The organism is Paraburkholderia sp. GV068 (assembly GCF_003058125.1).
Lineage (GTDB): Bacteria > Pseudomonadota > Gammaproteobacteria > Burkholderiales > Burkholderiaceae > Paraburkholderia > Paraburkholderia graminis.
Genome location: NZ_QBUB01000002.1, coordinates 273529 through 286639 on the forward strand (window position 1 = coordinate 273529; position 13111 = coordinate 286639).

A 13111-nucleotide genomic window follows, 5' to 3' on the forward strand; every position below is an offset into this window, starting at 1 on the left:
TGCGTTCGGCGCGTGCAATTCGATTTCCGTTACCGGTAACGGAATTGGCCGTCGGTATAAATGGCCACGTGGGGAAACGGCACATCGGGCCGTAGGACACCATTGCTCATCGTCCCTGTGTCGTACTCGCCGGAACCGTACGCGCTGCGGCCAGACTCTGCCGACGCAGTGCTTCTGTCGTTTCGCCGGCGCCGTCAGCGCGCCAGCCGGGCGGCAGAATCACGTAGCAAATCGCGGCCCAGACGCTGCCCGCCGACGCGACATCGCGTGCAAGACTCACCCAGTGCTCGAATTCGACGACGAGCGGATTGCGTGAGCGCGTCGGTGTCGTGAGACCGTAGCGGCACGGTTCATCGGCGCGTTCTTCGACATAGGTGCCGAACAGCCGATCGAATATGACAAGCACGCCGCCGAAGTTTGCATCGAGATAATCGACGTTCGATGCGTGATGCACGCGATGCGCCGACGGCGTATTGAACACGTATTCGAGCCAGCCGAGTTTCGGCGTCCACGTGTTATGCAGCCAGAACTGGTAGAGCAGATTGAAGCTCAGCGTCGCGAGCACGATTTCGGGGCGTACGCCGAGCCAGACGAGCGGCGTGAAGAAGATCGCCGAGCCGGTCAGTTTGCCGGTCAAGCCGAGGCGATAGGCGGACGAAAGCGTCAACTGGTTCGGCGAGTGGTGAACCGCGTGCGTCGCCCAGAAAAAGCGGATGCGGTGCGACGCGCGGTGATACCAGTAGTAGCAGAACTCCTGTCCGATAAAGAGCACGAACAGCATCAGCGCGCTGTTGAGCGTGACGGTAAAGAGGCGGTGATCCCAGGCAAGGGCGAATATCGGCGTCGCGAGCGATAGCGGCAGCAGCGCGAGCAGCTTGCGGCCGGCCACATCGGCGAGCGAAATCCATACTTCATACCAGTCGAAGGGCGAGGCGCTGTTTCTCTGTGTGCGGGTGAGCACGCATGCCTCGATCAGCGAGACGCCAATGATGAACACGGTAACGAAAAGCGCGATTTTTCCAGTAGTCGACATGATGGGCAGATAACGGTTGAGGTGGGACGCGTCGTCTGCGGGCAAAGCCGCTATCGCGTCGGGTGAAGCTAATGTAGTGGGCTGCCCGGCCAAAGACCACGCGTAAACCATGTCGCCAGATGTCACGAAATCGCGGCCGCGACGGCGAATCGGGCCGTGCGGCCCGGCTGCCGGCGGCCCGCCGCGGGGGTGTAACACCGCGACATCTTTTACCGGGCGATTATTTCGCGAGGTCCTCTTATAGTTCGTTCCGCTGCCACGCCGCAGTGCGTGACTAACCGAACCGGGAAGGACACCTCATGAAACTCCGTTACCTCGCCGCAGCCAGCGCTGCCATGCTCATCGCGGTCAGCACCATCAGCACGCCCGCCTTCGCCGGATGGTCGGGTCATGGCACCGCCTACACGCCGCACGGCACTTACAACGGCGCACACTACGGCTCCTGCACAGGCGGCAGTTGCACGCACGCCGGCGGCGTCGAGAATCCTTATGGCGGCATCGCCACCAACACCGGCACGGTCAACCGCACCGCACCCGGCCAGTTCTCGAATTCGGGCACGGCGACGGGCCCCAACGGACGTCAGGTTCAGCACTCGGGCGACACGAGCTGCGCAGGCGGCACATGCGACCACACCGGCGCGCTGAACGGCTCGGACGGCCACAGCGCCACGACTTCGGGCAGCGTGACACGCAACGCGCCGGGTCAGTATTCGTCGTCGGGCACGGTTACCGGCGCGAACGGCAATACGACCAGTCACACGGCATCGACGGACTGCGCCGGTTCAACCTGCAATCGTTCGGGGACGGTGACGGGCTCCGATGGCGGAACCGTCAACCATTCAGGCAGCGCGACACGCGTGGCGCCCGGCGTGGTGACGACAGGCAGCGGCACGACCGTCGTACATGGCGGCACGGTGACTACGGGCGGCACGGTTACGACTGTCGGCGCGACGGTTGCCGTGGGCAGCGTACCGGTTGTCGTCGCGCCTCCGCCGGTCGTGGTGGCGCCGGCTCCGGTTGTCGTCGCGCCCGTACCGGTGGTTGCTGCGCCTGTACCTGTGGTCGTCGCGCCTGCGCCTGTTGTCGTCGCGCCTCCGCCCGCTTATGTGCCACCGCCGCCGGTCGTCTACGTGCCGCCGCCTGCACCGAAGACTGTCTACGTCGCGCCGCCCGCACCGAAGGTCGTCTACGTTGCGCCGCCCCCGCCGCCGAAGGTCGTCTACGTTGCGCCGCCCCCGCCGCATGTCGTATTCATCGCGCCGCAGGCCCACACGCTGTATGTCGCGCCGCGTCCTGTGTATGTCGCGCCCGCGCCGCATCCCGCGGTGCTGGTGCCGGGTCACTGGGTCGGGCGCTTCTGGGTGCCGGCGCACTGGGCATAACAGCAAACGTGAGATCAATGAATCAACCCCGCCGGCCATAAGCGTCGGCGAAAACACGGAGTAGATGATGAAAAAGATGATCGCAGTGCTTCTCTTGTGTATTGTTTCTGCAGTGGCTTCGGCTCAAAGCGCACTGCCACCCGCGGATGCCCCGCGCGGCGAGCGTGCGATGCAGCAATTGCAGGCCCGCTTCGCCCGAGCGAACACGACGGGCGACGGCAAGCTGACGCGCGAACAGGCGACAGCCGGCATGCCGATGGTCGCGAAACACTTCGACGAAATCGACACGCAGCACGCCGGTTATGTCACGCTGCCGCAAATCGAGGCGCTCATGCAGCAGAAAGCAATGGCACGCTGAAAGGCAACGAGGCTGGGAGACGCGTCATGGATCAGGCGAACAGGATCATCGTGCTGGACGACGAAGCCGAGTTGCGCAACATGCTGCAACGGTTTCTGACCGGGCACGGGTTCCATGTGCGCGTCGTCGCCGACGGCAAGCAGCTCGACCGCTACCTGCAGCGCGAACCGTACGACCTGCTCGTGCTCGACCTGATGATGGAACCGGAAGACGGGCTGACGATATGCCGGCGGCTGCGCGCCGAAGGACAGACGCTGCCCATCCTCATGCTGACCGCGAAAGGCGATCCCGTCGACCGCGTGGTCGGCCTCGAAACCGGCGCCGACGACTACCTCGCGAAACCGTTTCTCCCCGATGAACTGGTCGCGCGAATCCGCGCTCTGCTGCGTCGCCAGAAAATGGCCGCGGGCGTACCGACCGTGACTTCACAAACGCTGCGCTTCGGCGAATACGAGTTCGATGTCGGCAAGCAAACGCTGCTGCATCGTGGCGAGCCGGTCGACGTGCACTCCGCGCAGATGTTGCTGCTGCACGCGCTGGGGTCGTCGCCGAACCGGCCGGTGAGCCGCGAGAATCTGCTGGCGCGGGCGCGCGGCCGCGACCACGACGCGCTCGACCGCAGCATCGACGTGCAGATTTTGCGGCTGCGTCAGATCGTCGAAGACGATCCGTCGAAACCGCGCTTCATCAAGACCGTGTGGGGTGTCGGCTACATGCTCGTTGCAGGCATCGACTCGTGAGCATCGCAACGCGTTCAAAGCGGCGCGGCAGATGGCTGCCGCGTTCGCTGCTGACGCGCAATATCGTTCTGCTGGTAGCGCTCGTCGCACTGACGCAGGCGTGCTCGTTCGCGGTGCTGCTGCATTTCGTGCAGCGTCCGCGCATCGACCGCGCCGCGATCATCTTCGCCGATTACGTCAAGACGCTCGATGGCGTGCTCGCCGCGATGCCGCCCGACCAGGGCCGCGCCGCGGCCGCGCGCCTCGGTGCGCAGACAGCGGCGCCCGAACCCGATGGCGTCAAAGCGCAGCGCAGCCTGCCGCGCCTGTTCGGCACATGGCAACGCGATGTCTTCCTTCGCGCGCTGCAGCACCATCTGCCGCCGGACATGCCGGTGCGCTGGCAAACTGGCAACGGCGGCGACGGCGAGCGGCTCTGGATTCGCGTGCACGTCGCCGGCGCGCCAAGCTGGATTGCGCTGCCGATGACAGAAGACGCGCAGGCGAGCGGCATCACCACGACGCTGATACTTTCCGTGGGCCTCGCGTTACTGGCCGCGTTGACGGGCTATCTGATCCAGTTGCACATCAACCGGCCGCTGAAGGACCTTGCGCGCGCCGCGCGGCACGTGAGCGCGGGCGAAGCGCCCGTCGTTCTGCCAACCGACGGTCCGACGGAAATCGCCCAGGTGAGCGGCGCGTTCAATCAGATGACCGAGGCGTTGCAGCAGGCCGAAGCAACGCGCGCGCTGATGCTCGCGGGCGTATCGCACGACATCCGCACGCCGCTCACCAAGCTGCGTCTCGCGATGGCGATGGCGATTCCGCGCGGCGCCGACGACACCTTCGTCGCATCGGCGGAAAGCTATCTCGACCACATCGACACGATTCTCCAGCAGTTCATGGACTACGCCGGCAGCGGCGAACGCGAGCCGCCGCGGCAGGGCGATCTCAACGCGCTCATCGGTCAGCTCGCCGCGGATTTTGCGGGGCTCGGACACGAGTTCGAACTGTCGCTCGGCGAAGTCCCCGAGTTCGCGTACCGGCCCGTGAGCCTCATGCGGCTTTTGATGAATCTGATGCACAACGCGATTGCGTATGGACGCACAGGTCTTGCCGTGCGCACATGGACCGAAGGCGATGCAGCGTGCGTCGCCGTCTGCGATCGCGGCAGCGGAATCGACGCCGCAGAAATGGAAAAACTCAAGACGCCGTTCAGCCGCGGTACGAACGCACGGACGCATTCGGGCGGCACAGGTCTCGGGCTTGCGATCGTCGAGCGCATCGCGCGTCTGCATGGCGGCTCGCTGCAGTTTCGTGCGCGTGAAGGCGGCGGTCTCGAGGCGCTCGTCACGTTGCCGCTGAACCGGCATTCTTCATAAGCAAGGCGGGCCTACTCCGGCCCCGCGCGAACGATCCTGGCGAACGGTCCTGGCGACATCGCGCGACACAATTGCTGAATGGTGTGCGGAGCCGCTTCCTCCCATACTCACGTCTACGTGCTGCGGCACACCTCCCCGACATTACCGGCGCCACGGTGCCACGACAGGATCGATATGCAAACCTCACTCAAATCATTCGTTGGCAACGCTAAACGTGTAGCAGGCTCCGCACTCGTCGCAGGGGCGCTGCTTCTGACCGGCTGCGCTTCGGGCATCGCCGCCACGACGCAGACCAGCGCCGTCCCGCATGTTCGCGCCGACGTCATCTACGTGTATTCGTTCGGCGCCACGCCCGACCAGGTGAAATCGGACAGCGGCGGCATCGCGCAGAAACTCGGAGCGGCGATGACGGGCGAATCGTCGGAGCAAAAGCAGCTTCAGACCGCGAGCGATACTCGTGAACAGGTCGCCGACGAAATCGTGCGCGAACTGCAAACGCTCGGACTGCGCGCGGTCCGCGTCGACGGTCCTGCACCGATGAACGAAAACGCGCTCGTCGTCGAAGGCAACTTCCAGACAATCGACGAAGGCAAGCGCCGCCGTCGCGTGCTGATCGGGCTTGGCGCCGGCAAGAGCGAAGTGAGCGCGTCGATCCAGATCCTGTACAAGCCGGCCGCCGGCACGCCGATCGAACTGCAAAGCTTTTCCGCCAACGCCGATAGCGGTCACATGCCCGGCATCGCGGAAACCGCTGGCGTCGGCGCCGCTGCTGCGCATGTTGCAACCGCAGCAGCGACAGGCACGGCGCTGCATGGCGCGTCCGAGGCGAAACAGAGCGGCATGAGCGGCGACGCGAAAAAGCTCGGCGATTCGATCGCGAAGCAGATAGCGGCGGTAAGCACGGCCAACGGATGGATGTCGGCCACACATATCGACTGAGGGCAGTCTCCTACAACCGCGCCGCCGCATCCCGCAACGCCGTCCTCAACCCTTCCTCGACGACCGGATGATAGAAAGGCATCCCGAGCATATCGTCGACCGTCACCTTCATCTGCAAGCTCCACGCGAGCAGATGACCGATGTGTTCCGCGGCCGGGCCGAACCATTCCGCGCCGACAAAGCGCCGCGTCGCGCGATCGATGTACACCCTCGCCCGTCCGTGATTCTTCAGCATGACGCGGCTGCGCCCCTGGTCTTCGAAGCTCACTTCGCCCGCGACGAAACTATCCGGCGCGAGATCGCGATGCCGTGCCCCGACCATCGCGATCTGCGGATCGGAGAAAACGATGGCGAGCGGCGCGCGCCTCACCAGCGGCACGACATCGGGATAAAGCGCGGCATTGCGTCCGGCGGCGCGGCCTTCGTCGGCGGCTTCGTGCAGGAGCGGCAGAATCCCGTTCGCGTCGCCGGCAATGAAGACCGGATGGGCGCCCACTTGCAGCGTGTCGCGGTCGAAGCGCGGCACGCCGTGCGCATCCAGTTCGAGCGATGTGTTTTCGAGGCCGAGTTGCGCAACGTTCGGGCGTCGGCCGGTCGCTGCGAGCACGTACTCATACGTGTCCTCGACGTAGCTTCCGTCGGCGCGCGCATAGCGAATCCGCACGCCGCCCTCGACTGCCGTCGCGGCTTCGAGCGTACCCTGCGGCTCGAAGTGGAACGCTGCGGCAAACGTCGCGCGCGCTTCCGCCACGATCACGGGGTCCGTCAGCGGACCCACGCCGCCGCGCGCGCCGAACACGCTCACCTTCACACCGAGGCGAGCCAGCGCCTGACCGAGTTCCAGACCGATCACGCCCGGGCCCACCACGGCCACGCTGCGCGGCAGCGTCTGCCATGCAAACACATCGTCGTTCACGATGACGCGCTCGCCGACGCCACGAAGAATCTCGGGGACGACAGGCGTCGAACCCGTCGCGATCACCACGCTCGCCGCATGCACGAGCGTATCGCTGCCGACCTGCAACAGCCGGTCGTCGATGAAGCGCACGTGGCCGATCAGCCGGTCCGCCTCCGGCAACGCGTGGACGCCGTCCACGACGAAGCCGACGAAGCGGTCGCGCTCGCTGCGCACGCGCTGCATGACCGCCTCGCCGTCTATCCGCACTCCATCGACACGAACGCCAAACGGCTCGGCGTGGTTCGCGGCATGCGCGGCTTCCGCCGCCGCGATCAGCAGCTTCGACGGCATGCACCCCACTCGCGCACACGTCGTGCCGTATTCATCGCCTTCGATGATCACGGCCTTGCGGCCTTCGGCTTTCGCGCTGCGGTAAGCCGACAGCCCGGCCGTGCCTGCGCCGATTACGGCGACGTCTGTATGAATGGTGCGCATGACAGTCTCTCCTGTCGAAACTTGAGTGCCGCAGTTGCGGGTTACTTGACTGCGGGGAAGTCGATCGTCGTGTCGTTCACGCGATTCACGAGATTCGTGAACGTAATCGACGCGATGGCCAGGTTGATTTCGATGATCTGGCGGTCCGTGTAACCGGCCGCGCGCACTGCATCGAGTGCGGCCTCGGGCACCGTGCCGCGCGTACCGACCAGCGTTTGCACAAACGTCACCAGCGCGTCGCGCTTCGCGTCGCCGGTTGCAACGCCGGCTCGCACCTGCTTCATGTCGTCGCTCGACAGACCGGCCAGCTTGCCCTTCAACGTATGCGCGGCCACACAGTAGTCACAGCCGACGTGCTCGCTGACGGCCAGCTTGATGACTTCGATGTCCGCCTTGCCGAGCGTGCCGGCATCCACGGCTGCATCGAATGCGAGCGCCGCGCTGAGCGCTTCGGGGCTGTGCGTGCCGATGGTCGCGTAGGCGTTGGGCACCTTGCCGACGGCCTTCTTGATCTTCGCGAACACTTCGGCGGCTGCGCCAGTTGCTTCTTCGGGGCGAATGGTGGTCAGACGGGACATGATTGACTCCTTCCTTCAGGTTGGCGGTTGAAACTGCTTAGCCATGTCGTATGGCATGGGAGTCAGTGTAGGGATGCGCGGCGAGTTCTTTAATGCCATACTTTCGCAACTTCATGCTCAAACGTCTCATATGGAACTGCTCGACCGATTGCTCTCGCTGATGCCGGTGACCGGACGGCTCGACGTACGGTGCCACTTCGGCTCGCCGTGGCGCCTCGATCATCCCGAATCGAACGAGTGGGAGTTTCCGTATCACGTGCTGTTGCGCGGCGAGGCTGTCATCGAAAGCGCTGCGGGAACGAAAGGCGAACCGGCGCTGCGCATGAAAGCCGGCGATATCGTGCTGTTTCCATCGGGCAGCGCTCATACGTTGCACGACGGCAGCGGCAGTCCGCCGCGACCGGCGCGCGAGCAGCAGAAGGACGGATTGACCATCGTCACGAACGGCAAAGTACGCGAAGGCGCCGATGTGCTGTGCGGGCGCTTCGTGCTGCCGGCCGTGCCGCAGCAACTGATGCGCGACCATCTGCCGGGCCGTTTGCTGGTGAGCAGCGTGAACGCGGACACCGGCGACGGAGCGGCGCGCGACGCCGCGTTCGCAGCAAGCCGGCTTGCGCGCGTCATCGAATTAATGCGTGAGGAAGCGTTCGAGCAGCAGCCGGGCAGCGCGACGGTCGTGAATCAGCTTTCGGGCGCTTTGTTCGCGCTGACCCTGCGCTGCGCGTCCACTACCGACGAAGCGCCGCGCGGCCTGCTTGCGCTTGCGCAGCGTCAACGCCTGCAACCGGCTCTCGCGGCCATGTTCGACGAACCGGGGAAGCCGTGGACGCTGCCGACGCTCGCCGAACTCTGTCACATGTCGCGTGCTACGTTCGCACGTCACTTCGACGAAGCGATCGGCCGTTCGGCGAGCGACGTGCTCACGGACATCCGCATGGCGATCGCCGGACGCAAGCTGGCGCAAACGGGCATGTCTGTCGCCGAGATCGGTGAGGCGGTGGGGTATCAATCGGAAGCCGCATTTCAGCGCGTTTTCAAACGGCAGGTCGGCATGACGCCAGCGAAGTGGCGTGCGCGTTCGTCGCGAAACGAGGTCGGAGAAGCAAGTCTGTAAAGCAGGTCTGTAAAGCAAGCGAATCCGCATATCGCAAGCGCCCTGGCGCAGTATTTGCATTCTGTCGCACCTGCACGACCCCGGCAGAACGACCGGGGCCCGACCAGGAGGAGACAATGCGCGATGACATGTATCACGCCGCAACCCCAATCGCCACGCGCGAGGCTTGCTGGCTTACGCCGTCGATTCAGAAGTCCCATGAACGCTCGGAGGTATTCGGTCTGAGCGAGTCCATGCGCCCCGATTACGACGTGCTGCCCGCCGGCGAACTCGCAATGAAGCTCGAGCAGAACCGCATCCTCTGCGCGCACGCCACGCCGGTGATGGAAACGCTGCATGAGCAGATTGTGAACACTCAGAGCATGATCGTGCTGACCGACGCCGAAGGTCTGATCCTTCATTCCATCGGCGACGACGATTTTTTGCGGCGTGCCGAGAAAGTCGCACTGCGGCCGGGCGCGAACTGGGCGGAGAGCCGGCAAGGCACGAATGCAATCGGCACGGCGCTGGCTGAACGCAGTGCGACTGTCGTGCATGGCGAGCAGCACTATCTCGCGGCGAACCGGTTTCTGACCTGTTCGAGCGTGCCGATTCTCGATCCGTATGGCGATCTCATCGGCGTGCTCGACGTCACGGGCGATCATCGCAGCTATCACCAGCACACCATGGCGCTCGCGAAGATGTCCGTGCAGATGATCGAGAATCATCTGTTCGCCAACACGTTCCGCGAGACCTTGCAGATCGCCTTTCATGGCCGCCCCGAGTTCCTCGGCACGTTGATGGAAGGCATCGCCGCGTTCACCTGCGACGGCCGCTTTCTGTCCGCGAATCGCAGCGCGCAATTCCAGCTCGGGCTGCCGCTTGCAGGGTTGCGCGCGCATACGCTGTCGTCGCTGTTCGGGCTCACGAGCGCGCAGTTGATCGACCGTCTGCGCATGCATCGCGACCGGCATCTGTCGCTGAACCTGAGCAACGGCGCGGTGGTCTGCGCCAACGTTCAATTCCGCCGCACGACGCTCGCCGACGAGCCCGCTCGCTTTCATACGTCGAACGAAGCGGCGGCGGGAAAGCGCAGCGAGCCAGGCGCGCCGCCCGCGAATCCGCTGTCGACGCTGAGCCAGCTCGACACCGGCGATCCGCGGATCGCGGCGGTCATCACGAAGGTGCGCAAGGTGATCGGCAAGAACATCCCGATCCTGATCACCGGCGAGACGGGCACCGGCAAGGAACTGCTCGCGCAGGCCATTCACAACGATTCGCCGCGGCGCGCGGCGCCCTTCGTCGCGGTGAACTGCGCGTCGATACCGGAGACGCTGATCGAGTCGGAACTGTTCGGCTATGAAGAAGGCGCGTTCACCGGCGCCCGCCGCAAAGGCGCTGTCGGCAAACTGCTGCAAGCCAACGGCGGCACGCTTTTTCTCGATGAAATCGGCGACATGCCGTACCCGTTGCAAGTGCGCCTGTTACGCGTGCTGCAGGAGCGTCTCGTGAACCCGCTCGGCTCCGCCAAGTCGATTCCGGTCGATGTCGCGATCATTTGCGCGACCCATCGCGATCTGCGCGAAATGATCGCGCAGAGCCGCTTTCGCGAGGATCTGTACTACCGGCTCAATGGACTGGTCGTCAAATTGCCGCCGCTGCGCGAACGCACCGATTTGTCGGCGGTGATCAAGAAGATGCTCGATTGCGCGTCGGTCGAGAACGCCAGCGGCCAGCCGCTCAGCATCGCCGGCGACGTGATGACGCTCTTCGAGCAATGCGCGTGGCCCGGCAACTTTCGCCAGCTCGGCAATCTGCTGCGCACCGCCGCTGTGATGGTGGATGCCGACGGCGAAATTCGCCGCGAGCATCTGCCTGACGACTTCTTCGACGATCTGCGCGCCGCGCGGCCATCGTCGACGCATGCAGCGGATGCGTTGCCGCTGCCCAGCGGGCGGCTGCACGACGTCGCCGCGAGCGTGATCGCGAATGCGCTCGCGCAGCATGGCGGCAACGTGTCGGCGGCGGCTCGCACGCTCGGCATCTCGCGCAATACGATCTATCGCAAGCTGCCGGCGCACGGCGCGAACAATAGCGAAGACGCCGCGTGAATCGCGCGCATTGCACTGCTCCGTTGTGCAACACGAGTGTGCTGGAATTGAACAGCGCGCGGGCATCGCGCGGCGAGCTTGCGCTTTACGCAGGCTCAAGCGCACATCGATACGTTCGGCATGGACCTTGCGTTTGAGCACGGGACCGCTTCACCGATGCGGTTTTTAATCAAACGTCCTATCCAAGGAGACAGCCATGCAGTGGACTACCCCCGCCTACACCGATCTGCGTTTCGGTTTCGAAGTCACGATGTATATCGCCACACGCTGAAGCAAGCATGAAGCGCCGCCGCGCGCGTCACCGAACATGTCGCGCGCGGCGGCCTGTCACAACGGACAAAAAGGCGTGCCTCGTATGACCGCTCCGCATATTGAACGCTGCATCGGTCCGAGGCCGAATTTGCGCCCGCACTTTCGCCTGCAACGGGAAGTCGCCGAAGACGGCTATGTGCTGCTCTCGCCGCAAGGCGTCATCAGATTGAATCCGAGCGCAGGCGAAATTTTGAGCCGCTGCGACGGCAAGCGCGAACTCGACGACATCATCGGCGAGCTCGAGGCTATGTTCAACGCGTCGGATCTCGCCACGGACGTTTACCGTTTCATCGAACATGCGCGGCAGCGCGGCTGGGTGGAGTGATTTGCGGTTGCGTGCCGAATGGCGTTATTGACGCACACGCATGAAGCGCCCGGCGATTCTCCGTTGCTCGGAAGAATCACCGGGCGCTTTCTTTCGTTGCCGAAGTTTGCGCTTGCGCGTTGGCTTTTCAGCGCTTCACGACGCTATTGCGAAGTGCCTGCACTGAGCGAGCTACCCGCGTTCAACGGTTTCGACGACGCCCTCGCGCTCTCATCCGTCAACTTCGTCTTTCCAGCGCTGTAGCCGTTCGAATACAGCAGAAACGCCATGATGTCCGCGTAATCCTGCGGCTTCATCTTGCCCGGACGGTCCGCCGGCATGTTGTTCGCCATGTATCCATACACACCGCCGATGGTCAGCTTCGCATTCGAGGTCGGCGCGAACGACGGGCCGCGCAACGCCGGCGCGTTCAATCCTTGCAGCTCGGGACCGTGGCACTTCGCGCACGCGCTCGAGTACAGCGTCTTGCCATGCGCGACCTGCGCGCGATCGAAAGCCGGCGCGTCGGCGGGCACGGCTGCATCGACCTTGATGAAATGGCCGCGCTCGATCTCACGGCCGCCGGCTCGCATGATCGGCGATTTAACGTCGGCGCGCCGAGGTCCGTCGCGATAGAGAAACGCCGCTGCGTCGGGCGCACTCGCCTGCGTCATGCGTGGCAACGTCCAGCCGCGCGTCAACGCGGCGAGCCTGCCGTCGGACTCCATCTTGCGCAACGCGGCGTCGATACGCGGCTGCAACGCCGCACCGTTTTTGCCGAACGCAAACACCAGATGCCAGTCCGCATACGCCGAAGCGGCTTGCGCGATATGAAAGCTCCGCCCAGGATGCGTGTTCGTATAAGCGACGACAGCCGGATACCAGACGATCGCGCGCTGCGCATGCCCGCTTGCGACGGCATCGACGGTAAGCTCGGCCGTGTTCTGCAGATCGAGCTTCACATTGGGCTGTTGCACGGCGATCAACTGCGCGGGGCTCGCATAAGTGGCCGCGACGATTTTCGCGCCGCCCGCATGCGCCGCGGATTCCTGCATCGTCACGCTCACGTAACCCGAGTGCAGATAGGCACGCGAGAAGACGAGCTTGCTGCCGGAGCCGTCCGCGATATTCGAGCGCGGAAAGCCGGCGATCGCATCGCACTTGCGCGCGAGCGCCTTGTCGAGTTCCTTCAGCGACACGCCGTCGTCGTCGCTGCTCGCGAAGCCGCCTGGCGTGAGCGTAAAGGCGATGCCCGCGGTGCGAAACGCTTCGCGCGTCACGGCCTCGTCGAGTGCCGTCGACGGACTGCCTGGAAACGTGCAGACGCGCACGCCCGCGCTCGCGTGGCCGGGCATCAGAGCGCCGCTCGCGAGCAATGCGCCGGCGAGTGCGAAAGAGTTGAGTCGAGTCTTCATGGTCTTGCTTCCAGAAAGAAGCGGCGCCGCCGCAGCCAGGTTGCTCGAGCGAATGTGCATCGGGCAAGACCGGCGCCGGCGCCGCGTGGACA

Annotated in this window: 13 protein-coding genes; 9 read left to right on the top strand and 4 right to left on the bottom strand. The window is 64.6% G+C overall.

Features of this window, described 5'->3' with window-relative positions; all coding sequences use genetic code 11:
* Nucleotides 1–106 precede the first annotated feature (106 nt).
* Entirely contained in the window at nucleotides 107–1033 is a 927-nt protein-coding gene (locus tag C8K18_RS06100; protein WP_107707137.1) for a sterol desaturase family protein, read from the bottom strand.
* A 299-nt stretch (nucleotides 1034–1332) separates the two neighbouring features.
* Here C8K18_RS06100 and C8K18_RS06105 point away from each other — a divergent pair, with 299 nt between their 5' ends.
* The 5 genes from C8K18_RS06105 (at nucleotide 1333) to C8K18_RS06125 (ending at nucleotide 5813) form a co-directional block, all read left to right on the top strand.
* Nucleotides 1333–2415, top strand: a complete 1083-nt coding sequence (locus C8K18_RS06105) for a hypothetical protein (protein ID WP_107706954.1) — start codon at nucleotides 1333–1335, stop codon at nucleotides 2413–2415.
* 67 nt (nucleotides 2416–2482) lie between these two features.
* A complete protein-coding gene (locus C8K18_RS06110; protein ID WP_029966918.1) occupies nucleotides 2483–2773 on the top strand; it encodes a hypothetical protein in 291 nt (96 codons plus the stop codon).
* A 26-nt stretch (nucleotides 2774–2799) separates the two neighbouring features.
* Complete coding sequence (locus C8K18_RS06115; RefSeq protein ID WP_053859923.1) at nucleotides 2800–3513, top strand: response regulator; 714 nt, start codon at nucleotides 2800–2802, stop codon at nucleotides 3511–3513.
* A complete protein-coding gene (locus C8K18_RS06120; RefSeq protein WP_107706955.1) occupies nucleotides 3510–4874 on the top strand; it encodes an ATP-binding protein in 1365 nt (454 codons plus the stop codon). The genes C8K18_RS06115 and C8K18_RS06120 overlap by 4 nt, the downstream gene beginning before the upstream one ends.
* A gap of 174 nt (nucleotides 4875–5048) precedes the next feature.
* The gene (locus tag C8K18_RS06125) at nucleotides 5049–5813 is read left to right on the top strand and encodes a DUF4410 domain-containing protein (protein ID WP_107706956.1); all 765 of its coding nucleotides are present in this window, start codon (nucleotides 5049–5051) and stop codon (nucleotides 5811–5813) included.
* A 10-nt stretch (nucleotides 5814–5823) separates the two neighbouring features.
* Here C8K18_RS06125 and C8K18_RS06130 read toward each other — a convergent pair whose 3' ends face one another.
* Nucleotides 5824–7206, bottom strand: a complete 1383-nt coding sequence (locus C8K18_RS06130) for a dihydrolipoyl dehydrogenase (protein ID WP_107706957.1) — start codon at nucleotides 7204–7206, stop codon at nucleotides 5824–5826.
* A 41-nt stretch (nucleotides 7207–7247) separates the two neighbouring features.
* Nucleotides 7248–7784, bottom strand: coding sequence for a carboxymuconolactone decarboxylase family protein (locus C8K18_RS06135; RefSeq protein WP_006049707.1), 537 nt, complete (start codon nucleotides 7782–7784; stop codon nucleotides 7248–7250).
* A gap of 130 nt (nucleotides 7785–7914) precedes the next feature.
* On the opposite strand from C8K18_RS06135, the gene C8K18_RS06140 reads away from it, so the two are divergent.
* The 4 genes from C8K18_RS06140 to pqqD all read left to right on the top strand — a co-directional run bounded on the left by C8K18_RS06140 (nucleotide 7915) and on the right by pqqD (nucleotide 11625).
* Nucleotides 7915–8898, top strand: a complete 984-nt coding sequence (locus tag C8K18_RS06140) for an AraC family transcriptional regulator (RefSeq protein ID WP_244231041.1) — start codon at nucleotides 7915–7917, stop codon at nucleotides 8896–8898.
* Nucleotides 8899–9014: 116 nt separating this feature from the next.
* A complete protein-coding gene (locus C8K18_RS06145; protein WP_107706958.1) occupies nucleotides 9015–10988 on the top strand; it encodes a sigma-54-dependent Fis family transcriptional regulator in 1974 nt (657 codons plus the stop codon).
* A 196-nt stretch (nucleotides 10989–11184) separates the two neighbouring features.
* A complete protein-coding gene (pqqA, locus tag C8K18_RS06150) occupies nucleotides 11185–11259 on the top strand; it encodes a pyrroloquinoline quinone precursor peptide PqqA (RefSeq protein WP_013341955.1) in 75 nt (24 codons plus the stop codon).
* An 84-nt stretch (nucleotides 11260–11343) separates the two neighbouring features.
* The gene (gene pqqD / locus C8K18_RS06155) at nucleotides 11344–11625 is read left to right on the top strand and encodes a pyrroloquinoline quinone biosynthesis peptide chaperone PqqD (protein ID WP_107706959.1); all 282 of its coding nucleotides are present in this window, start codon (nucleotides 11344–11346) and stop codon (nucleotides 11623–11625) included.
* Between the two features lie 143 nt (nucleotides 11626–11768).
* Here pqqD and C8K18_RS06160 read toward each other — a convergent pair whose 3' ends face one another.
* Entirely contained in the window at nucleotides 11769–13019 is a 1251-nt protein-coding gene (locus C8K18_RS06160; protein ID WP_107707138.1) for a c-type cytochrome, read from the bottom strand.
* Between the last annotated feature and the right edge of the window lie 92 nt (nucleotides 13020–13111).

Bases quoted from the DNA above. Each gene is read 5' to 3' on its own strand.
- C8K18_RS06100 (WP_107707137.1), bottom strand. From the start codon at position 1,033: ATGTCGACTACTGGAAAAATCGCGCTTTTCGTTACCGTGTTCATCATT.
- C8K18_RS06115 (WP_053859923.1), top strand. From the start codon at position 2,800: ATGGATCAGGCGAACAGGATCATCGTGCTGGACGACGAAGCCGAGTTG.
- C8K18_RS06110 (WP_029966918.1), top strand. From the start codon at position 2,483: ATGAAAAAGATGATCGCAGTGCTTCTCTTGTGTATTGTTTCTGCAGTG.
- pqqD (WP_107706959.1), top strand. From the start codon at position 11,344: ATGACCGCTCCGCATATTGAACGCTGCATCGGTCCGAGGCCGAATTTG.
- C8K18_RS06105 (WP_107706954.1), top strand. From the start codon at position 1,333: ATGAAACTCCGTTACCTCGCCGCAGCCAGCGCTGCCATGCTCATCGCG.
- C8K18_RS06125 (WP_107706956.1), top strand. From the start codon at position 5,049: ATGCAAACCTCACTCAAATCATTCGTTGGCAACGCTAAACGTGTAGCA.
- C8K18_RS06145 (WP_107706958.1), top strand. From the start codon at position 9,015: ATGCGCGATGACATGTATCACGCCGCAACCCCAATCGCCACGCGCGAG.
- C8K18_RS06160 (WP_107707138.1), bottom strand. From the start codon at position 13,019: ATGAAGACTCGACTCAACTCTTTCGCACTCGCCGGCGCATTGCTCGCG.
- C8K18_RS06130 (WP_107706957.1), bottom strand. From the start codon at position 7,206: ATGCGCACCATTCATACAGACGTCGCCGTAATCGGCGCAGGCACGGCC.
- C8K18_RS06140 (WP_244231041.1), top strand. From the start codon at position 7,915: ATGGAACTGCTCGACCGATTGCTCTCGCTGATGCCGGTGACCGGACGG.
- C8K18_RS06135 (WP_006049707.1), bottom strand. From the start codon at position 7,784: ATGTCCCGTCTGACCACCATTCGCCCCGAAGAAGCAACTGGCGCAGCC.